Below are 19,744 nucleotides of genomic sequence, written 5' to 3'. Positions count from 1 at the left end.
GCAATCACAGCGGGTTAGGGAAGCGAAAGGACAGGCATCGGCTGGATGATCGCCGGCGCCATTTGACACGTCGGGCAAAACAGTGGCTAAATGCGATTATTCCGAATCCAGCAATCAGCCGATGCGCAACGCTTTCCGCGCAGCCCCGGCGTTCCGCCTCGATCAGGGCCCTTTGTTTGACGCGTTTTCCCCGACGCGGGCCGGCGGCCACCTCGCTTGAAAACGCTTGAGGATTGCACCCTCGCCTCCAGCCTTGTAAACGAACCGCGCACCGTTGCCGGCCGCAGCCAATGCGGCCGTCTCGCGGCGGGGCCTGTAGCTCAATGGTTAGAGCCGGCCGCTCATAACGGTCTGGTTGCAGGTTCGAGTCCTGCCGGGCCCACCAATATTTACAAGGGCTTGGCCCGCCTTTTCTCGCTTGGCCTTTTCATCAACCAACGAAACAACCAATCCTACGTTCTTGCTCGGTGTCGAATGCGTTCCTATGGCGTTCGCGGCGCCCCGCAGGTGGTCGGGATGATGATGGCCGTAAGTGTCACGAAGGGTCTTCTCGCTCATGCCAAGAAAGCCGGCAGCTTCCCACATGGGGGCTGCACGCTGCATTAGCCAAGTCGCGGCGGTATGCCGAAGTGTATGTGGCGTGACATTGCCCGTGGACACGTCAAGGCCAGCAATTCTCACCCCGGAAGCAAACCCGGTTTTGACCGACGCTACCGGCCGGCCGTTCCATTCCACAAAGTAGCTCTTTGCAATGCCAAGCCGAGCCCACCTTCTAAGGTGAGCAAGCAGCCTGTCCGGCAACGGAACCGGTGTTTGACGCTTGGTGCTGGCGCGCTTGCCAATCGCGAGTCGATTGAAGATGCCGCTTTCCAGATCAACGAACGATTTGCCTTCCGCACGGAAAGGCGAAGCCGTCGCTATCGCCCCTGCTCGCGTGCCAGTGTAGAGGCCAATCAATGCAAACCGCGCCACGTGCCTTAGTGGCCGTTTGTCGGTCTCAATCTTCCGCCCCTTAAGGGGCCCAACGTGAACAGTTTGCGTCTCGCGGTATCGCCAACATGCCCAAAGAAACTTCGCGGCCTCATTACGAGTCAGCCACCGCTCACGTGGCAAACCCTTCTCAGGCAGCACCACGCGGACGATACCGCGGTGAAAGCCCTCTTTGGCGTGGTGATTGATCGCGGCTCGAAGGTCTTCTAGATCACGGCGCGCCCCACCGCTGCTGCCACGGGACTTAGTGTATGCCCGGCAAATGGCACCGTTGACCTCTGAAAGCGTCTTGCCGCCCCACCATCTGTTTAGGCGCGCTATCCGTTCGTCAAACTTTGATTTGTTCGCCTGAGTTTCGCGGCGATCGTCGTCATAAATAGAAAGCACGTCTGCAACGTCGATATCCTCAATATCTTTGAGGCGACGAACCGGCGCGTATTTCTGCGCGATGTGCGCGGCTAGGCGCTCTTGCGCCTGTCTATCTTCGCCTGCAAAGCATCCCGTGGCGATATGCTCCCGACCGTCGATAATGATCCACGATCCTTTCGCAGTGACCTTGCCTGCCTTGCGTCGCTCACTTCGCCACCAAAGGCGCGGCCCTCTACTTCGACGCGGCATAGCTTCCTCATTTCCTCGACAGCTCGGAGACTCGTGAAATCCTTGTTTGCAATTCGCTCAACCACCAAGCGACCTGCCTTCGCTTCCCGACGCAATCCGCTTTCTGTCATCCCGCCGAACGGAAAGGCGCAAGCGACAGCATCCCGAAGCCGCAAAGGTGTGTCGGGCCCGATGTTGTCATTGGGTGACAATGGACTTGCAGGCATAATTTCCTCATTATGGAACAAATACATACCCGACAAAATGTCGGATTTCAATATATGATAAGAGATAATGACCAGCCGTAACCTATCGCTCCTAGCGGCACAAATTAGGGCCGCACGCGGCCTCCTAGGCTGGTCACAGGCCCACCTAGCCGAAAGCTGCAACATTCACCGCGCGACGCTCGTCGACTTGGAGGCCGGGAAGCGAGAACCTCAGGAAGCAACTCTTGAGGTTCTGATGAGTGAGCTGACCGCCGCTGGGATTGTGTTCACCGAACGCGGCGTTGAATTTCGGAAGTGGCCGGCGAAGGGGTTTGTACCGGCGGGGATCAAGCGAAAGCGGTAAGCCGCCCCGCTAATGCCGGGACGGCCCAACCAACCGCTTGCAGCTTACGCCTCTTCTGAGGAAGGAAGATTATCCAACACCCGGCACTGCATATCTGCCACCATTGAAACGATAAACTCGATACCCTCTAGGAACGCTTCGCGCTCATGGTTCGGAGCAGCGACTGCTTCGGCTTTGGCAAAGGTACCAATGAGTTCGATCCCTTGCAGAACTCTGAACGTCAATGCTTGGAGTTCACTGGCGTCCAACGGTGCTCCCGCAACATGCATAAGGGAGCAATTCAAAGCAATGCTCCGATCGCACGAGGGTCAGGCGACAGATCGCGCGAATGCAGTTGCGGCCGTCCGCGACGCAGAGGTGACTCGTTAAGCGCGTTGCCGCCCCCCTGCAGGAGGCTCGGCTAGCTGCCGGCGGCAGGCTTGAAGGGAGTGACCGCTCCCCCTGAGGGAGTGGACGATCAATCTCAACAATGCGAGTTTCCCCGTCGCAATTGGATGGGACCATCATGAAGGCGATCGAAGTATATCTCGACGAAAGCGGGACCCATGCTGGATCAAAAGTACTGTGCGTTGCCGGCTACCTGTTCGAACGTGAAGCAGCTCAAGCCCTCACTGCTGAGTGGCAGCAATGGCTCGAATTCTACGGCCTTCCCCACTTTCACATGACCGACTGCGCCCAAGGCGCCAGGCATTTTAAGGGATGGACTAATCTTCGGCGAAACAAGGCCAAATGGAAGTTCATCCGACTGATCAATCGATTTGCCTGGACCGGATTTGCCGCCACCCTCATACCTAGCGAATATTCCGATTTTCCCGAAGAACTCTATCCGTTGCCCCGGATGGGCCCCTATAGCCTTTGCCTACATAGTTGCATTGCAAACGTGGCAACACATTGGGTGACGAATACCGGGTACACTGGGGAAATCTCCTATTTTTTTGAGAGCGGTCATGATGATCAGGCGGAGGCCAACAGGCTAATGCGCATACTGGCCGAAGATCCCAAATCGCGTGCAGCTTTGCGGTATGGCTCTCACCAATTCGTCGGCAAGACCGCAGCCATCCCCGTACAAGCCGCCGACCTGCTGGCATGGCAGTGGTACACCGACAGGAAGCGTCAGCTCGAGGGATTGCCGCGGCGCAAGGACTGTGAAGCCCTGCTCGCCACAAATCGCGTGCTAACCACCCATCTGAGCGTCGATCATTTTTGGCAACGCCTTCAAGAACACCCCGTAGCCGGTCCACTGCTTCGTTCAGGCGCCTGAGGACAGCCCGCAGCTCCCTTGAAGCGAGTGAACCGCTACCCCTGGGGAGTGCGAACCAAATTAAAGACGTTGCGCGGAGGTGTGCGAGGTTTGTCCTCAGTCTCAGTGCGCGTCGATCATTGCAGCAACGCCGGCCGCCAAAGCTCGGTTTGATGCTCCGCTAAGATGCAATCCATCCGTCCACTTCGACGGTACCCGACGGATCAGTTCAGCAGTATCGACGACTGGCGTACCTTCTTCCTTAGCCACTTCTCTAACGACGTGCCGATAATTATCGAGCTTCGTCTCCCAATCTTCGTCCTGCGATGGCGGAGGGGTCATGAGGATAACCCGGGCCCCCGCACTCTTCCGTCGCATTACGAGCTCGTGTAACACAGCCTTGAACGACGCTGGATCGACAACTCCGTCTGGCCTATGGCCGAAGTTGCCGCAGTCATTGGTACCATACATGATGAAGACGATCGATGCGGGGGGCGCCTCCGCCCATCGCTTAAGTCCATCAATGCTGCGGTCGCCAGGGTAGCCGCGGTTCAGAATTTCAACACGGCCAGAAAGCAGCCTTGCTACCTCTTCAGGAAATGGAACTGCGCTCCGTGGCTGCAACGATCCGTTTAAAGGCGGCTTACCCTTAGTTTCGGAGAAATCTACGCCGTAGGTGAGACTGTCGCCCTCGAAAGCCACGATGGCCCCGGGCGGAACGGAGAGCTGAACCTGATGGCCGGCTGCGCAAGCGGACGAATTGATGATCCACAAGATCATCCAGAAAACTACGCGTCGGCACTTCACTAACACCTCCAAGGCCTCGGGCCAAATAATGTCAGCTCGATGCCTGTGCCGATGGCTGGTCAGGCAAAGCCCCGCGTTCCGGCTCGTTGCGGCGCGCTCGCAAGCGATCCTTGTACTTCAAGATTGGCGTTTCGATGAAACGCCAGGACAGACCGGCGATCGCCACCGAAAGAGCGATCTCGACCAATGCGCGCAGATGTAAGAAATGAGGCCCAACGCCGTCAACAAAGGGAAGATTGATCGCGTCGTGATAAAGATAGAGACCATAGCTGATGGTGCCGATGTAGCGAACCGGCGCAAGTTCGAGGAAACGAACCAACCGGCTTGACTGATCCGACACGATTCCTGCCAGCGCTAAGGCAACCAGAATTCCGGAGCCATACAACACCAGGTAGGAAAAGCCACTGTAGCGTCCGATCGCTGCGGAGACAAAGGGAGATAGCAAATACAGAGCGAGTGCTGGTAGCGCGGCTTCGGCAAGCCGAAAGTTCGGCGCAACCGCTACAACAGTCAATCCGCCGAGTGCCATCAGCCCGAAGTTTGTCAGCGAACCCGTGTAAATTGAGCGAAGATATTGGCCCGATAAGTAGGTCAACACACCAACGAGGATCGCCTGCGCGATCACCGCAAGACAAACTAAAGCAAACTTTCGCCGTGGGATCAGTAGAAAGACTGGCGCGGCCCAAACGTAGAACTGTTCTTCGATGGCGACACTCCAAAGAGGAGCAATCAGCAGCGGATATGTCAGCCAGACGTAACTTTGAAAAATATTACTGGTGAAGGTGAACAGTGCAATTGTTTCCTGACCGCTCAGCGGCCTCGTCAGCCCCAGGGCACCTGCAGCCATCACAGTAAAGACGAGCAAGAAATAGATCGGCCATATCCTAAACAGCCTGTTCTCGTAAAAATGGATTATCTCCTGCCTGAATGTTGTCTTTCCTTCTGTGATCGCGTGCCGACGGTTGGAGAGAATTCCGATGATCAGGTAGCCACTCAGGACAAAAAACAGGTGCACACCATATTCACCTAGCCCGATCTGAGCGGCCATGTAGAATTTGTGGTTCAGGACAACGAGAAACACCGCAATCCCTCGAAGTCCGTCGAACCCTTTTATCTTCCCGCGCATTCATCCCCCGAAATATTGGGAAACCTCGGGAAACAGTTAGGCGGTTTTCTGACGCAATACCACCCTCAGCAGATCATAGCGCCCCTCTAGACCTAAGGTCACACCACTCGTCCGCCATCACCAGAGGAGCCGCCGACGACAGCCAGTGCGGTGATTAGCTGAGCGAGGCCTTACAGCGCCGGCCTCATTACCGGGGGCCTCCTTGATCTCGCCTCGGACGTGTGCGCAATACTGAGCCGTGCAAAGTTTCGAACGATATATGACATTGGATGCCATTCGCGGCGTCGCCGCGGTCTGCGTTGTTTGGCTCCATTGGACAGTTCCGATCGGCGTGCCTAAGCCGCCAGCAGGGTTGGCCGTGGATCTATTTTTTCGGCTCAGTGGTTTCGTGCTTTGCCACAATTATGAGCAACGCTTCCAAGAAGGCTTGATCTGGTCCTGGGCACCTAGCAGCTTCTCGGTTGGGGGGCGTTCATGATATACGTTGCCTACGCCATAATGGGCGTCATGGCCTGCTACATTCTTGCCGTTGTCTATTGGTCCATCCGAAAGCCACCAAACCGAGAGGACCTCAAAGGCCCGGTCAGCGGATGGGGCACGCCAGAGGATTGACAGCTACCGGGCCCCATGCCTGATGGTACGACGGAAGCATCACCCCGTTGCGGAGATTGGTAAGCTGGATCAGGCTTAGAGATGCCCGCACCGCCCCCCACGCGAGTTGAATTCCGGAGCTGATGCTCGCAACGTCACCAAGCAAAGTAATCGCCGTTGTCGGCAATTATCCTGCTTCGTGGCCGTCGCAATGACGCTCACCAGATCATCGATCGTGCTGATGGTCTGACTCGCACCGTTTCCGTCCTTGACGACAATGCTCATTGATCAGGCTCCGATTGCGGCGAGCAGGCCGCTGTTGGTGAGGATCGAGAAATTCAACGCGTTCGGCGACGCGGCTCCGCCTGGGCCGAGCAGCGGCAAATATTGGCTATTCCGCGCATCGCCGAAGTCGAGCCGCGGCACGAAAGCCGGCAGCGGCGGCCGTCCGCGCCACCGGTACGACTACCCGCTGATCATCTTCATAGGCTGCTCGGTCGCTCCCAACCGCACATAGCCATTCACCTCCGCCACGACGTTGCGAAGGCTCTCACCGCAGCCCCAGTCTGTCGAGACTGTTGGGTGTCCGCGATAAGCAGAGCCGGCAACCACCTGTCGGAGCAATCGTAGGTATCAACCGGCTGGCCTGTGTTCGGCTGCAAGCCGGTGCTATCCTAACATTGCGCATCTAGCTTTTGTGTCATCCACCCAGAAGCCGACCTATGCCGCAGACTAGCGTGTGCTTGAACTTCTCAAAGGTTGGATTGTAATCCTTTACTGGCAAACTCGCCCATCATTGACACCGGCGAGTCTAAAATCCTCGCGATGGGTCACGGTGAGCGCATCATCCCTTGCTCACCACCAATACAGAACGGACCGGCCAAGCACCGACGTAATGCGGGCCGGTCCGGTTCTGGATCAGGCACGCATCGACAAAGACACGCCTAGCTTAGAGGCCATCACCATCGTAGCCGCGGGAGTCCTTTTGAGCGACTTCGCTATCTTGCTAACGCCTGCTTTGGCTTTTGCCATAGCCTTCATTTGCCGCACTTCATCCTTGGTCCACTCGCGGCGAACCGCCTTCTTTGCTTTGGGCATTCTTCTTTGCTCCAATTTACGAAGCGGGCTTTTACATCAGAAACAACGACCGACGAAGTGATCATTGCTCTTGACATGAAACACGCACGTATCTGCGCATGCGGCCACCGCGTAGCCGGAGGCACCCTATGCGCATGCCAGAAGCAAAGGCAGGCAGCACGTCCCAGTGCAAGCCAGCGAGGCTATGGCACAGACTGGCAGGCTCTTAGGGCCGCCGTGCCCCATACGCCCTGCACGGCTTGCGCTAGGCCGTGGAAGGCCGGCTATCACCCCGACCACATCGTGGCCCGCAACGCAGGCGGCACCGATGACGCCGGCAATCTGCACTGGCTCTGTCACCCTTGCCACTCACGGAAGACGGCCAAAAAGGATGGTGGTTTCGGGCATAGCGTCAGCCGGATGATGTCTGCTCCGGAGAGGAGTGAGGACGTTGGTACTGGAAGCCACCATTTCCGAAAATGACCCAACACCGACATCTGCCACAAATCTGACCTCGATGCTTTCCTAGCGCGAGGGACGATGCAGGTGCAGTTGGTCCCCGCTCAGAGGCGCGGATCGCCGAGCACTGGATGTCGGTCGTCTGCAACATTATGACATGTATTGTCAAGAATTTGCCTTACTTCGGCCAATCCGCTAAGCGTTGGCCTTTACTTCGGGCTGGGGCAAAACGCATTGCAAGTTTCCGCCGATCGGCATTTTGCGATCCTCGATGCGCATCGCGGTATCGCGGCCATAATCGTCCTCTTATTCCATATTTGTGCACCACTACATCTCGATTGGGTCGCTCCGCATGGTTACCTAGCGGTGGACTTCTTTTTCCTGTTGAGCGGCGTCGTGATCGATCGCGCCTATGGCACCAAGCTCCGCGATCCGACATTCCGTACTCGCTTCCTGTTGCTGCGCCTGGCCCGGCTCTGGCCGATGATCCTGATCGGTACTCTGGTCGGTTGCTTGGTCTCGGCTGCTCGGCTCGCGATGCGGGAGTCGCTCGACCTCGCCGCGTTGCTGTCGGCGCTCGCCTATGGTTTGGCCTTGCTGCCGTTCGGTCGTGTGCCCCCAAGTGGCTTCATCTTTCCTTTCAACGGACCGCTTTGGTCACTTTTCTTCGAAGTCGTCGCCAACCTAGCTTATGCGTACGGCTTTCGCTGGCTTCGCGGGTGGCTGCTCGTGTTGATCGTTCAGCTCGCGGGGGCCGGTGTTGCTTGCCTTGCCTTCGCCAAAGGCGACCTTGAGCTAGGTGCGCAGGCCGCGACGTACGACTACGCCGGCGGCACGGCACGGGTCTTTTTCTCCTTCCTGGTCGGCGTGCTGATCTCGCGGCACGCGGCCCGTCTACCGCGGCTCGGCATCACGGCCCCGATGCTGACCATCATCCTGGCAGGCGTTCTAATGTCGCCTTGGCCGAACCGTGCGCCGCTATTCGACACGATCGCGGCGCTGGTCGTGTTCCCGATCTTGGTTAATGAAGGCCTCGCTTGTGAGGTGCCTACGTCTTGGCGCCCGGTCTGCCGGTTTTTCGGCGATCTCTCTTACCCGCTCTACGGCATTCACTACCCGATCATGCGGGTGTTTCTCTATGTGCAGGAAACTCGCGACCTCAAGGGCCTTGTACTGGCGACCTCGGTAATCGCTGAAATCGCGGCCTGCCTGATCGCGGCCTACTTCACGATGCGGTTTTTAGAGGCCCCGTTGCGCGACGTATTGATGTCGCGCGCTCGGCGCGGGATTGACACCGCCCCGGCCGGGACAATGGCGCAATGAGTCGAGCTGGGCAGGAGACGTAGAGGATCGCGACTGGTGAGGTTGAGCAGTTGGCCTCGTGGGCGGAAGTCAAACGGCGCTTATGGCCATTTGCGGACCATATACGCGAGCCCGCCGCTGTCTGAGCGTCGATGCAAAGCGGACAGCCGGCGCCCCGCGCAAACTTTTGACATGGGGCCGCCTGACCGCATGGGTCGACAGTTCGGTATTACGCCAAATTGGAGATTTGGGTGAACGGCTGAACCCGCTATACTTAGACGGGTCGATCACTGTTCGGGAGATTCCGTGACTCGCGTCGGACAAGCGTTGAGAAATGCCGCGAACTATCTCTCTAAGCTCACCGTTTGGCTTTTCAGCGCCCGGCCACTCGTTGCCATCGTTGCGGCAATTGCCGTCGTTGTTTTGGCTTCTATTCTCGCCACTTCCTGTCACGAGCGACAAATACGCTTTTCAGGAATGGTGCTGCAATTGGTTGGAGTGGGCCTAGTCGCCGTGGGGCTACGTGACACGCGCAAAGCATTCGAAGATCAGCCAACAATTTGGGGATGGGTCACACTATTCTTGTCACGCCGCCCGTCGTGGAGACCAACAAATCAAGTCATTCAAGCTGAAGGAATTTCGGCTAGCGTATCATTCGGTTCGGCACGAATTAGGCAAAGTCCGGCGTTAGACAGCTCCATTGAGCAAAGATTGACGATGCTCGAAAGACAATATTCAGCGTTGTTCGATGAGGTTGGAATACTGGCCGGAAAACTCCAGACAAAACTCGACGAAGTAGAAGGCACACTCTCAGTAGAACGTAATGAGCGCCGACAAGCCGACTTACAAGCTAGAGAACAACTAAGGAAAGCAGTTGCAGAGGGCATACCCCTGGCTAGCGTAGGTGTAATTGCTTTTCTAGTTGGCATCACGACCGGAACCGCGTCTCCAGAGATCGCATCGCTATTTGGTTGGGGTGCGTGCCAATAGGACTAAACACAATTCATATTTCCTGATTGATGAAAGATACAGCAGCTTGAAAGGCCGAAAGCCAGAAGTAACTGCCCTTGCCGGCGCATTAGACACAGCACCACCTGCGCCGAACTAGAAGTATTTGGCGGAGGGATCGTCTTCGTTGGTCTCGTCAGGCATCCTGACTTTCGAAGCATCACAAGGCGTGGCGCCCATTTGACCCAGGATCATTCTGAGCAGGTTCATTCCCTTCACACCGACTTCTTCGCCAGCGATCAACCGCCCCTGAATGGTGGCGGCGATACCGACTAGCGATCGATGGGATTTGTTGAGCCATGGCAGCTCAGCCGCGATCGTGTTCCACGCCTCGCGATCTGTCGCCTTCTTCATCCACGCTGGCGGCTCGCCGAGCGGGCCGTATGACGGCGGCTCCTTGCGATTCTTGAAGCGTTGCGGGTTGCGAAGCACCCGACCGGTAGTTTCTGCCTTAATGAGGGGAACGCGGGGTCTTGCCATCGATGAAACATCTCTCTTGAATGAAAATTGGGTATGGGGTCTCCAATTGCAGCAGTGCGAATGAAGACCCATGTCGGTCAAAGGTGGGTAGACCGCTGAGGGATCGAATCCCCCCCTGCCCCTCCGGGGAAGGTCTCGTGCCCGCTGCCGGATCGCCCGTTACAAATAGATCGCCCAGCAGCGGGCACGCGCCAGAACGCGTCTAGCTGGACGCGGACCACGCCTTGTACCACTTGGCAATTGCCGGGGATTCTACCTCGATATCAGCACTGCGATTGCGATATCATCGGCCGGCATCGGGCCGCACACCAGCTTCAACGGAAGCAATCGGCCGTTTGCCTTCCATGCGATCCAGCTTGGCCGATATCGAGTCGACCGCTGCGTTACGCTCTGCAATCGACTTCTTCATTCGCTTGAGCTTGTGCTCGGCGAAGTTAGCCGTGAACATCACGCCCTTCTTGCCCGGCTCAAGCGTCTCAAAGCCAGCGTTCACAATGCCAGCAAACGCATTAGCGCATTTTCCGGCTCCCACTAGCGAAACCTCAATCAAGTCCGCCCTGGTGATAAAGCGGACTGGATGTTTACCAATCGTCTGGACGCGTGTTTCTTCATTTCTGATTCCAACAGAGATGGCAGCACGACGATCCGTGTCGACCATTCGCTTTAATTCCGCGCCCCGTTCAACTTCACTCAAATCAAGACGGAACGCCAAACCAATTTCATTATCCGCAAAACTCACTGCATCACGCGTTGATGCAAGCCGCTGCTTATCATCGTGATCCAATTGGAAATAAATCGCTTGGCCTGACTTGAGTGAGTCCGAGAAACAGCCTGCTTCAAAAACCCAAATCTCGTCGTCGTAGATTAGAGGCTCGTCATACACTATTCCGTAACCGTCGAGTGCCAAGCCGGTGACGGCCTCGCTTGCCGGCTCGCGCCAAACGCGCATCCGATTCAGGATGCTTCCGTAACGCCGATTCATCCGGTCAATGACGCGCATGTCGGCGGCATCGATATCGATCATCAGCGGACCACTTCCGGAATTTGATTCATCGTGATGTGGCCGTGTTCCCGCATCTCCTTGTAGGTCCAGTGATACGAGGCGCTGGCGTCACGTGGGTGACCGATGGCGGCTGGCCACACCGGCCTGAGGTAGCTCATACTAGCCCCTGAGGCTTCCACAGCATCAAGGAAATCGACATACTTTGTATGCGCGGCATGAAGCGCCGACAGCTTGGCTGCGAAGTCTGACACCAACGCAGTGTGTTCCGGCGTTACAGCCTCACATAGCTTATTCGAAGCTACGGCCTTCTCTCGCTGCAACGCGCCATCGAACGCCGCGGACAGTCTCACGCGCTCATTGATCTGACGGCGGAGGAAATCGAGTCGATCTGGGTCCGACAGAATCTCTGGTTCCGGTTTCTCGCCGCGCATGATCCTGAAACTGTTGGCTTCGACGTTGCCCGATTTTGGAACGCCGTCGCGAATACGCTGACCAATAACGATCGCCTCGGACCTCATCGCAGCGATTTCTGCATAGCTGTTGGCGTGGTCCGCCCGTGCAACTGCAAGCGGCGGGTGTAGACTCTCTAGAGTTGGTAGCTTCACTTGATGATTCCGATTTCAAAATTGATTGTTGAAACGATTTGATTCACGTTGATGGCCAGCGTTGCGTCGTCCAACAACGCCGATGCGTCTTCCTCTGGTTTAACGTTCACAACTGACGCCTTTCGCGCAGGGGAATGCACAATCCATGTTGTTCCGACCGGGAATAGCTGACCGAGCGGCCGTCCATACTGAGGCACGTCCGTGAACTTCTCAGCGAGGGCCACGGCCATGTTGGCGGGGAGGCCGAGCAAAGCGACCTTGTGGGCAATGGCGAGCTTCACGAGAGTGCGCGGGCCGAAACGACGCGGCTTGCCTCGGCCGTCCCCGGGGATGTCGTCAGGCGATAGGCTGATCACTTTGCGATCCAGCCAGCGGTTAAACGTATCCTTGGGCATTCCGATCGCCGCCACGGCGGCAGCGCTTTTGTATTTGCCGTGCGCGGGCATTTGGTTGTCCTGTTAATGAGTGAACCCCAGAAGGGGTCTAAACGGTGAAAAAAGCTCCGCCGCAGCCACGAGGCTGGGCGGGTCTAAGTCTGTTGGGAGGTGAGGCCCTACTATAAAGTAAGGGCTTTCAAGTTGTAGAAAGGGACGCTAGGCGGCAAGTCTCTCTAAAATCACAGATAACGCCTTCGAAGCTTCGAGAGCGAGCCGCTTGCCCTGCCGCTCCGCAGCCTTGCCGGTGAAGCCACCTGCGATGCCGACATCAGCGAAGTTCCGGGCTGTGATTGCGGCGTCCAGGGTTTTTATTTGGTCAGAAGTCAGATTGTCGTTTGCGGCAATCGCATCTTCCATTGCGATAAGTCGCTCAAGGGGGTCACTGTACTGTTTTGGAGGGGGCGGAAAGAATCGTTCCGAACCTCCCTTTGGTTTGCCAGTTTTTTTCTGGCCGATATTCCACCGCAACACGGAGCCAAGTGGCTTCGATCCAAGATCACTATCCGAGAATGTTACTTTGCCTAATCGAACAACCGACCTCAAAAGGCAGCCCGGAAAAGCAGCCGACTTGTATTCGGTGGACAGCGCGATCTTCGGCGGCACGCCGGAGACATTTGCTATGCACTGCAAATCGGGGACTAACTTCGCCCGTCGCGATCTATGGGTGGCGACAGTCCCGTCGCGTTTTCGGGTGTAACAGATGATGGTGTCATAGCTATCTTTGAAAATGATCCCGTTACTGAATGCTGACACCATCTTTTCGGCACTTGGCCCGTCATTCAAAGCCCGCAACACGTCCCGATATTTGGCTTCGCCATCCTCGTCTTCGTCGGGCACTTCGCGGTCGTTTTGGAGGTAGTTAGTTTGTAATGGATCCGAATATTCCTTCATGGATTTCCAAGCGAGCATGGATTTTAGATCGTCACACAGTCCGGCATGTCGCGGACCAGCCGATGCTTTTGGCTTGTCGGGAACTACGTCTGAGTCATTGGCGGGCGCGCTCTTCTTCCACTCAATGTAAAACGTTCGAAACTCAGTGGGACCCAGCAAGGGGTCTGCATAATGCTGCAGCCTGACCGCTTCAGGCGCGATCGTCTGTTCTGTCAAATAAGCCTCACATGAAATGATTTTTCCCGCTGCCGTTCTGGCTAGTCGGGTCGCAATGAATCAAAAATAGGTCTTCGCCCGCCAACGCGTGCGTTGAGTCTCCTTCGATGCGCGGCAAAGCGCTCGCCCAAGCGAGGCGCTGTCCGGCTGGTTAGCTTGCTGCTGTGTCCCGAACCGCTCAAGACGGCGAAAATCAATCAATCAACGTCGATATCTATAGCGAAATTCGCGACAGATTTCTAGGCTGTTCAAGCTTTTGCAATTCGATGCTTGTAGCAAAGTTGCCAACAGAAATCGACCCCGATTGCACTTTACAGTTTGCGGCCTCCGAGCACTTCGCAATCAGGCAGACCGAGAGAATAGATTGTAATCTTCAAATCGCGTGTCAGTGTTGTAGCCGCAAACGGGACAAAAATCGACCCCGTTTCCACTTTCTGAATTTCCATGTGGTTCGCACCGTGGCCCGGACGTTAGGCGGTACACCATGCGGTGAGTCCGCTTTGGAGCACACTGCGGTCGTAACATGAACGTCGGTCCAGGTCTGAGATGGGCCAGGAACAGACGCACGCACCGCAGCAAAATTGGACGTAGGTCAACCGGTTCTTGGCAGACTACCTTTGGCTTGTCCGCGGTAATACGACCGTGAACTCAGTGAACAGTCCGGGCTCCGTCTCGACGTCGATGCTGCCGCCGTGTTGCTTTACGATAATGTCGTGGCTCATCGACAGGCCAAGCCCGGTACCTTCCCCGGAAGGCTTGGTCGTGAAGAACGGGTTGAATATTTTCCCTTTGATCTCTTCCGGGATGCCGGTGCCGTTATCGCGAATACGGATTTCAACCTTGTCTCCGAGATTTTTGGTCGTAGCGGAAAGCATCGGCTCGAAGCCGTCACCGGCTTCCACTTTGCGTTTCGTCGTGGCGTAGAATCCGTTCGATATCAGATTGAGCATTACCCGCGTGATCTCTTGCGGATAGACATCAGCCATACCGACGGACGGGTCGAGATCGCGATGGAACGCGATACTGAAGCCTGCCTTTTCTGCTCGAGCACCATGATAAGCCAAGTCTAGGCTCTCATCGACTATCGCGTTGATGTCAGTAGGTCGATGCTCGCCGGATCCTTCACGGGAGTGCTGCAGCATGTTTTTCACAATGGAGTCGGCTCGTTTGCCGTGCTGAACAACCTTTTCGAGGTTGTCTTTCAGCATCTTGGTCAGTTCGTCGACTTCCGCACGGATATTGTCGGTCAGCGCGGCGGATCTGAGCACGTCGTTCAACTCGTCCGTTAGCTCCGCCGAAAGAGCTGAGAAATTATTGACGAAGTTGAGAGGGTTCTTGATCTCGTGTGCGATACCGGCGGTGAGCTGGCCGAGCGAGGCCAGCTTCGCGGTCTGCACCAGGCGATCCTGCGCGGTGCGCAGATCGTCGAGGGAAGCCGCGAGTTCTTTTGTGCGAGCCTGAACTTCGTCGAACAGACGCACGTTTTCGATGGCAATCACGGCCTGGTCTGCAAAGGTTGTGACCAATTCCACCTGCTTGTGAGTAAACGGCCGCATGGTTCGGCGCAACAGCACGAGCGCGCCAACCGGATTGCCTTCGCGCAGAAGGGGTACCCCTAGAAATGTCCGGGGATTGCCGCTTAGTCTCTGTCCTTCCGAAAAAGTGTAATCGGGATCGGCAAGCACGTCGGGCACATGGATCACCTTTCCCTCGAGCAGGGTTCGGCCGGTTATGGTCGAGCGTTCCGGCTTGACGGGGATTTCTTTTACGTAATCCATGAACTCCGCCGAAAATCCGTATGATCCGGCGCGGAAATATTCGTTCCCTTTCTGCCGCGTAATCGCCGCCATATCCGCCTCGCACAATCGAACCGCCGACTCGACGAGAGTGTCCAGCACAGTTTGCAAGTCGAAGGCAGAGCGGCTGATGACCTTGAGCACGTCGGCGGTCGCACTCTGCTGCTGTAGCGACTCTCGTAGATCCTCGGTGCTGGCGCGCAGCTCACGAAGCAAACTCGTGTTTTCGATAGCGATGACCGCTTGAGCTGCGAACTGTTTCAAGAGCGATATCTGCTTCTCCGAGAAACGCGCCGGCTCCTGCCGAAAGATCATGATATTGCCGACCACCCGATCGTTCTTCAGGAGCGGAACGGCGAGAATACTACGCGCACCGCCTAGATCGACCAGCGCGCGCCGGTTGGGTTCGCCTCTGCGATAGGCATCCGACTCGCGGAGATCGAGAATTTCTACAATCGGTTCGCCCTGCAACAGGCGGGCCGGTGCCGTGCCCGGGCCGTACGCCAGCGGCTGGCTGCGCCGATATTCGTCATAGGCGGGAGGGAGCCCGCGCGTGGCAGCAGTATGGAATAGCTCGCCGTCGAATGTATTGAGCACGCCGAAATCGGCAGCGCAAAGGTCCATCGCCTTGCCGAGCATCGCGTTGAACACGGGTACTAGGTCGCCGCGAGACGACGAGATAATTTGAAGAACCTCGGTGGTTGCCGCCTGCTGCTCGCGTGCTTCAGCCAGCTCGACGGTACGGCGGCTAAGTTCCCGCCGCAAATCGGCAGCCGACCGACCGCTCGGGTGCCGGGTTTTCGCCTTAGGCTTGCGCTTCGCCTTGGGAGCCTTTCCGCCGAATTTGCGTGCACTACTCTGTTCCGGGGAACGTTGCGCCATATACAGCCCCTGATCTCAGGAGCAGGCATTCTATCGGCTTAAGGCGTTATGCCGGAAGGCAGAAACTCCAAAATATTGCGTGCCATTAACGAGCCCATCCGATGTCCGAGATGGGTCAATCGCGTCGGTTTGACAGGACACCGAGGACTTCCGGTCAAGCCTGGATTGTGTTGCAAAACTCCGGTTGAGGCGACTCGCGAACCGTGATTCCGTTGGTTTGAGGCGGCATTTGCGGGGAGCAGCGGATGTTAGGGCGGCAGGAGAGCGGTCAGGGCCAGTTCTTTTACTCCTTTGATCTCGACAAGGTGGTGCCGGCTGATCACCTGGTACGGCAAATCGACGGTTTGCTGGACCTGAGTTGGGTGCACAACGAGCTCGCTCCATTCTACTCGCACACTGGCCGGCCTTCGATTGATCCGGTGCTCATGATCCGGATGCTGGTCTTGGGCTACGTATTTGCACTTCGTTCCGAAGCGTCGGCTCTGCGCCGAGGTCCAGGTCAATCTGGCTTACAGATGGTTTTGCAAGCTCGGCATCGAGGACCATATCCCTGATCACTCGGTGTTCTGCCGGGCGCGGCGCGATCGCTTCCGTGAGAGCGATGCCTTACGCCGGGTTTTTGAGCGTGTAGTGGCGCTGTGTATTTCGGCGGGGCTGGTCGGAGGCGAAGCGTTCTCAGTCGATGCGAGCCTGATCAAGGCAGATGTGAACAAGACTAGGCGACTTCCCGGCGACCAGCCTATTACCTGGCCAAAGGCGGAGGAAGCATCCCATGCGGTTCGCGAGTACATCGCAGCGCTTGATGCTGCCAATAGCGATAAGGACAGTGATGAAGACGGCGGCGGTTCAAGTGAAGGCAGCCGTCGCCGCAAGCCTCCCAAGGAAGTCTCGCTCACCGATCCGCAAGCAACATGGGTTACGAGGCCGGGCGTGGATCCATTCTTTGCTTATGATGCGAACTATCTGATCGACAACAAAGCCGGGATCATCCTCGATGCGGTAGGCACGCGCGCGAACCGTGCGGTTGAGATTGCTGTCACCCAGACTATGGTGGACCGTGTTGAGCGTCGCTTCGATCTGCGCCCCAAAAGGTTGGCAGGCGACACGGCTTACGGCGCGGTCAGACTGCTCAAATGGCTGGTGGATCGCAAGATCACGCCGCACGTTCCGGTGTGGGACAAGTCGGCACGCCCCGATGGCACCTTTAGCCGAGCCGACTTCGTCTTCGACCAGAAGCGCAATGTCTATGTTTGCCCGGGTGGCGCGGAACTGACCAGCACCGGCAATATCGATCAAGGTCACATCGTTTACTTCAGGGCCAGCAAGAACGACTGCTCTGGCTGCGCCTTGAAGCCCAAATGCACGACGGCGGTCGTGCGCAAAATTACTCGCGACATCAACGAAGATGTGCGCGATCGTGTCCGTGCGCTGGCCAATACGGAAGCCTTCGAGCAATCGCGCCGCGAGCGCAAAAAGGTCGAGATGCGGTTTGCTCATATGAAACGCATTCTCAGGCTCGACCGGCTTCGGCTGCGGGGCTTGAATGGCGTCAGGGACGAAGTGTTGCTCACAGCCACCGCGCAGAACCTGAGGCGGTTGGCCAAGCTAATCTGCCGTCCCCCGCCACAACTGGCAGTCGCGTGCTGAAATCCACAAGCAAAACGGAAACCGCCGATACCCCGTACCAACAGAAACCGCCGAAACTCAAAAGCCAAGCTCGCCCCAAGTCAGAAACGAGTTTTGCAACACAATCGCCTGGTGAACGGACATGGTCAGTGCTGATCAGCTTGTCTCAAACGGGCCATTTCCGGACTAACCACGCGCCCCTAAATCATACTACCCGGCATGAAACAGCGAATAGTGGGATGGCCGTCCTCATAGTAGGGCCAAACAACCGTTCTCCCGAAGCGGTTGGGTCCCTTCACGACCGCAACGTCCGGAACGTCAATCCACTCGTTCGCAAGAAAGACTTGGAAATGCCCGTTCTGGCTTCGCCAATCTGTGTCCCGCAAAGTATTTCCGTCGGAAAGAGCGCAGCAGGCCTCTCCTCCTTCGGATTTCAATTGCTCGAACCATCTGTGCATTTCCGGATCGACTTGCGCGTATTTGCCTTCTGGATCGCGAGCCGCCACGGGGGTGGACATCAGCAGCAATGCCACCATCATCGATCTTACGGTGTGGGTATTCTGCAACCGGGCTCTCATAAAAGCCCCTGTTCAAAATTCAATTGTTTGAACGCGATCACGCCGAGTAATAAACTTGCCTCCGGGGCAATGGGAACGGAGGGAAATGCATCAACGACATCGCCCAGCCGACTTTGAAATGCGCCCGGAGGCGGGGCGCCAAGGCCCAAATATTCCCTATTCCAACTGAACGGGTTGACAGTCAGTAAGCCCGATCGCCCGCCCCATCACAACCAGAAGAATGATTGAGCCTCGAAACGTAGCAATGGTTTTCCGCCAGTTCAACCTGAAGTCAGTTCGGCGCGGCTACGGGCCTTCTGTGGAAGTGCAACGACGCTGACCTTTCTCAACGCAATTGAACCTTTGCGGAATGCCTCGGACCAAAAGTGAAGCAGTTCACATGGTTTCAAGTGGGCCAAGATTAGGATGAGTATGGAATTTGTGGTGGGAATATCTTCTAATCCAAGAGAGGGGAAATCCCATGAAGAGAATGTTTCTGATGGTGACCGCCATTTCGGGCATTGGAAGCGTGGCCGTCAATCACGCCAACGGATGCGCACTACAGCGCCCAACTTTTGAAGTTACAGGCTTCCCGATCTCCGGGCATCAAGTAGCGGTGCTGGGCTCGGCACGGGTGGAGGAGAGCGCGGCTGCACCGACGCTCATGTTAGCTGGGATGCCGGCTTCTCCCAGTCAGATTGACATTCTGACGCCACGCCCGAAAACAAGAAAAATAGTCGAGGCTTCAGCAGATGCCAGTCTCCTCACCGTTGGTGTGGCGAGACCGAGCGCGCGCAGAAGCACGGGAGAGGCATCGTGCGGCTCAGAGTGATCTAGGGATCACGCAGTATCTTGCGCCCCGCCTCCGGGCGGGCTGTTTTTTGCGCTTGCACGTGAGCGACAGCCTTATTGGGATCGCATCGATTGCAGAAAACGCACGATCTTCTTTCGATCCTCAACGGACGCAAGACCTCCGTAGGGAGCCATTCTATTCCCGGGAACGACCTCATCTGGATTGGCTATGAAGCGCGCGAGTTTTGCTTCATCCCAGATGAAATCACTGTCTCTCATCGCTGACGAGTAATTGTACTCCGACAGCGATCCCGCTTTCCTTCCAATAATCTGGTGCAAGTTAGGACCAAGACGATTGTCGTCCTTTTGGATCGAATGGCAAGTTCGACAAGCGTTGTTGAATAACTGTTGCTCTGCGCCTTTCGAGAGAACGTCCTGAGCCGAAAGCGAGGACGACGATAGCAGGTACAACATTGCGCTCGATATCACGAGGCCCAGCCGGCCGATACGCTTCATGCCAACCTCCCGTCGCCTGCGAAGGGCGAGAAACCGCCGCCTGAGTCATTCCAGCTTGTAACGGAAGTCCAGCCTCAACCGGCCATCTGCCTCCAGTCGGCTCTGGGTCTTGGCCGTGTAAAAACGGCTTTAATGGGCGTCGGTCCGGAAGCTAGGGACCGCGCCCTGTCTCAGGC

18 protein-coding genes, 1 tRNA gene and 1 pseudogene are annotated in these 19,744 nt (G+C 56.7%); 7 read left to right on the top strand and 13 right to left on the bottom strand.

The window, feature by feature from the left end; translation table 11 throughout:
* The first annotated feature begins 309 nt into the window (after positions 1-309).
* Both XI08_RS01695 and XI08_RS01685 read left to right on the top strand, forming a co-directional pair.
* A tRNA-Ile gene (locus XI08_RS01695) sits at positions 310-385 on the top strand.
* A 1,496-nt stretch (positions 386-1,881) separates the two neighbouring features.
* Positions 1,882-2,157, top strand: coding sequence for a helix-turn-helix domain-containing protein (locus XI08_RS01685; protein ID WP_271573095.1), 276 nt, complete (start codon positions 1,882-1,884; stop codon positions 2,155-2,157).
* A 44-nt stretch (positions 2,158-2,201) separates the two neighbouring features.
* On the opposite strand, the gene XI08_RS01680 is transcribed toward XI08_RS01685, so the two are convergent.
* A complete protein-coding gene (locus XI08_RS01680) occupies positions 2,202-2,405 on the bottom strand; it encodes a hypothetical protein (RefSeq protein WP_271573094.1) in 204 nt (67 codons plus the stop codon).
* A gap of 257 nt (positions 2,406-2,662) precedes the next feature.
* Between XI08_RS01680 and XI08_RS01675 the strand changes: the two genes are divergently transcribed.
* A complete protein-coding gene (locus tag XI08_RS01675) occupies positions 2,663-3,418 on the top strand; it encodes a DUF3800 domain-containing protein (RefSeq protein ID WP_271573093.1) in 756 nt (251 codons plus the stop codon).
* A 102-nt stretch (positions 3,419-3,520) separates the two neighbouring features.
* Here XI08_RS01675 and XI08_RS01670 read toward each other — a convergent pair whose 3' ends face one another.
* From XI08_RS01670 to XI08_RS01655, 4 genes are all read right to left on the bottom strand, one after another.
* On the bottom strand, positions 3,521-4,177 hold the full coding sequence (locus XI08_RS01670; RefSeq protein ID WP_271573092.1) for an SGNH/GDSL hydrolase family protein: 657 nt from the start codon (positions 4,175-4,177) through the stop codon (positions 3,521-3,523).
* 58 nt (positions 4,178-4,235) lie between these two features.
* Complete coding sequence (locus XI08_RS01665; RefSeq protein ID WP_271573091.1) at positions 4,236-5,330, bottom strand: acyltransferase family protein; 1,095 nt, start codon at positions 5,328-5,330, stop codon at positions 4,236-4,238.
* An 879-nt stretch (positions 5,331-6,209) separates the two neighbouring features.
* A complete protein-coding gene (locus tag XI08_RS01660) occupies positions 6,210-6,347 on the bottom strand; it encodes a hypothetical protein (RefSeq protein WP_271573090.1) in 138 nt (45 codons plus the stop codon).
* A 492-nt stretch (positions 6,348-6,839) separates the two neighbouring features.
* On the bottom strand, positions 6,840-7,019 hold the full coding sequence (locus XI08_RS01655; protein ID WP_271573089.1) for a hypothetical protein: 180 nt from the start codon (positions 7,017-7,019) through the stop codon (positions 6,840-6,842).
* Positions 7,020-7,094: 75 nt separating this feature from the next.
* Between XI08_RS01655 and XI08_RS46125 the strand changes: the two genes are divergently transcribed.
* The 3 genes from XI08_RS46125 to XI08_RS01645 all read left to right on the top strand — a co-directional run bounded on the left by XI08_RS46125 (position 7,095) and on the right by XI08_RS01645 (position 9,749).
* On the top strand, positions 7,095-7,481 hold the full coding sequence (locus XI08_RS46125) for an HNH endonuclease (protein WP_442869749.1): 387 nt from the start codon (positions 7,095-7,097) through the stop codon (positions 7,479-7,481).
* A 210-nt stretch (positions 7,482-7,691) separates the two neighbouring features.
* The gene (locus XI08_RS01650) at positions 7,692-8,780 is read left to right on the top strand and encodes an acyltransferase family protein (RefSeq protein ID WP_271573088.1); all 1,089 of its coding nucleotides are present in this window, start codon (positions 7,692-7,694) and stop codon (positions 8,778-8,780) included.
* Positions 8,781-9,065: 285 nt separating this feature from the next.
* Entirely contained in the window at positions 9,066-9,749 is a 684-nt protein-coding gene (locus XI08_RS01645; RefSeq protein WP_271573087.1) for a hypothetical protein, read from the top strand.
* Between the two features lie 114 nt (positions 9,750-9,863).
* On the opposite strand, the gene XI08_RS01640 is transcribed toward XI08_RS01645, so the two are convergent.
* The 6 genes from XI08_RS01640 to XI08_RS01615 all read right to left on the bottom strand — a co-directional run bounded on the left by XI08_RS01640 (position 9,864) and on the right by XI08_RS01615 (position 16,077).
* Positions 9,864-10,247, bottom strand: coding sequence for a hypothetical protein (locus XI08_RS01640; protein ID WP_271573086.1), 384 nt, complete (start codon positions 10,245-10,247; stop codon positions 9,864-9,866).
* A gap of 283 nt (positions 10,248-10,530) precedes the next feature.
* Positions 10,531-11,271, bottom strand: a complete 741-nt coding sequence (locus tag XI08_RS01635; RefSeq protein WP_271573085.1) for an HK97 family phage prohead protease — start codon at positions 11,269-11,271, stop codon at positions 10,531-10,533.
* On the bottom strand, positions 11,271-11,768 hold the full coding sequence (locus XI08_RS01630) for a hypothetical protein (RefSeq protein ID WP_271573084.1): 498 nt from the start codon (positions 11,766-11,768) through the stop codon (positions 11,271-11,273). Before XI08_RS01630 ends, XI08_RS01635 begins: the two co-directional genes overlap by 1 nt.
* 83 nt (positions 11,769-11,851) lie before the next feature.
* Positions 11,852-12,301 carry a hypothetical protein gene (locus XI08_RS01625; protein WP_271573083.1) on the bottom strand — a complete coding sequence of 150 codons (450 nt, stop codon included), beginning with the start codon at positions 12,299-12,301 and terminating at the stop codon, positions 11,852-11,854.
* Positions 12,302-12,448: 147 nt separating this feature from the next.
* Complete coding sequence (locus XI08_RS01620) at positions 12,449-13,399, bottom strand: hypothetical protein (protein ID WP_271573082.1); 951 nt, start codon at positions 13,397-13,399, stop codon at positions 12,449-12,451.
* A 611-nt stretch (positions 13,400-14,010) separates the two neighbouring features.
* A complete protein-coding gene (locus XI08_RS01615; RefSeq protein WP_271573081.1) occupies positions 14,011-16,077 on the bottom strand; it encodes a GAF domain-containing protein in 2,067 nt (688 codons plus the stop codon).
* 245 nt (positions 16,078-16,322) lie between these two features.
* Here XI08_RS01615 and XI08_RS01610 point away from each other — a divergent pair.
* A pseudogene (locus XI08_RS01610) lies at positions 16,323-17,724 on the top strand (IS1182 family transposase).
* 179 nt (positions 17,725-17,903) lie between these two features.
* Here XI08_RS01610 and XI08_RS01605 read toward each other — a convergent pair.
* Both XI08_RS01605 and XI08_RS01600 read right to left on the bottom strand, forming a co-directional pair.
* Positions 17,904-18,269, bottom strand: a complete 366-nt coding sequence (locus tag XI08_RS01605) for a hypothetical protein (RefSeq protein WP_271573080.1) — start codon at positions 18,267-18,269, stop codon at positions 17,904-17,906.
* Positions 18,270-19,166: 897 nt separating this feature from the next.
* On the bottom strand, positions 19,167-19,568 hold the full coding sequence (locus XI08_RS01600; protein WP_271573079.1) for a c-type cytochrome: 402 nt from the start codon (positions 19,566-19,568) through the stop codon (positions 19,167-19,169).
* Positions 19,569-19,744 lie beyond the last annotated feature (176 nt).

The sequence above is a fragment of the Bradyrhizobium sp. CCBAU 11361 genome (genome assembly GCF_028128935.1).
Classification (GTDB): Bacteria; Pseudomonadota; Alphaproteobacteria; order Rhizobiales; family Xanthobacteraceae; genus Bradyrhizobium; species Bradyrhizobium niftali.
Note: the sequence above shows the minus strand (reverse complement) of the source record. Positions and strands in the feature narration are given on the sequence as shown.

Coding starts and splice junctions, on each gene's coding strand:
- XI08_RS01685 (WP_271573095.1), top strand. CDS start 1,882: ATGACCAGCCGTAACCTATCGCTCCTAGCGGCACAAATTAGGGCCGCA.
- XI08_RS01675 (WP_271573093.1), top strand. CDS start 2,663: ATGAAGGCGATCGAAGTATATCTCGACGAAAGCGGGACCCATGCTGGA.
- XI08_RS01670 (WP_271573092.1), bottom strand. CDS start 4,177: ATGATCTTGTGGATCATCAATTCGTCCGCTTGCGCAGCCGGCCATCAG.
- XI08_RS01665 (WP_271573091.1), bottom strand. CDS start 5,330: ATGCGCGGGAAGATAAAAGGGTTCGACGGACTTCGAGGGATTGCGGTG.
- XI08_RS01655 (WP_271573089.1), bottom strand. CDS start 7,019: ATGCCCAAAGCAAAGAAGGCGGTTCGCCGCGAGTGGACCAAGGATGAA.
- XI08_RS46125 (WP_442869749.1), top strand. CDS start 7,095: ATGAAACACGCACGTATCTGCGCATGCGGCCACCGCGTAGCCGGAGGC.
- XI08_RS01640 (WP_271573086.1), bottom strand. CDS start 10,247: ATGGCAAGACCCCGCGTTCCCCTCATTAAGGCAGAAACTACCGGTCGG.
- XI08_RS01635 (WP_271573085.1), bottom strand. CDS start 11,271: ATGATCGATATCGATGCCGCCGACATGCGCGTCATTGACCGGATGAAT.
- XI08_RS01630 (WP_271573084.1), bottom strand. CDS start 11,768: ATGAGGTCCGAGGCGATCGTTATTGGTCAGCGTATTCGCGACGGCGTT.
- XI08_RS01625 (WP_271573083.1), bottom strand. CDS start 12,301: ATGCCCGCGCACGGCAAATACAAAAGCGCTGCCGCCGTGGCGGCGATC.
- XI08_RS01615 (WP_271573081.1), bottom strand. CDS start 16,077: ATGGCGCAACGTTCCCCGGAACAGAGTAGTGCACGCAAATTCGGCGGA.
- XI08_RS01600 (WP_271573079.1), bottom strand. CDS start 19,568: ATGAAGCGTATCGGCCGGCTGGGCCTCGTGATATCGAGCGCAATGTTG.